We start from the raw sequence: 417 nt of genomic DNA on the forward strand, positions 1-417 counted from the left end.
GCGCCCGGCTGGCTGGCATGGGCCAGCCGGTTGCGGCCGCCGTGCTTGGCCCGGTAGAGCGCCGCATCGGCCGAGGCCACCATCGCATGCATTTCGCCGCCACCGCCGGGCGGCCGCAGCGCCACGCCCAGGCTGATGGTCACCAGCCCGGCGCCGCCGGCCTGCGGGTTGGGCAGGCCCAGGGCTTCCACCGCCCGCCGCAGCCGCTCTGCCGCGGCCTGGCACTGCGCGGCCGAGGCGCCTTCCAGCACCGCCACGAATTCCTCCCCGCCGATGCGGGCCAGGAAGCCGTCGTGCGGCAGCACGTCGTGCATGGCGCGCGCCACGCGCGTCAGGCAGGCATCGCCAGCCGGGTGGCCGAAGGTGTCGTTGTAGGGCTTGAAGTTGTCGATGTCGATCAGCACCAGCGCCAGCCAC

Annotated in this window: 1 protein-coding gene; it reads right to left on the reverse strand. The window is 74.6% G+C overall.

Features of this window, described 5'->3' with window-relative positions:
* A partial coding sequence (locus VO99_RS27550; protein ID WP_046116173.1) for a GGDEF domain-containing protein occupies positions 1-417 on the reverse strand: 417 nt, incomplete at both ends.

This window comes from Aquincola tertiaricarbonis, assembly GCF_000969605.1.
In the GTDB taxonomy this organism is placed as follows: Bacteria; Pseudomonadota; Gammaproteobacteria; order Burkholderiales; family Burkholderiaceae_C; genus Aquincola; species Aquincola tertiaricarbonis.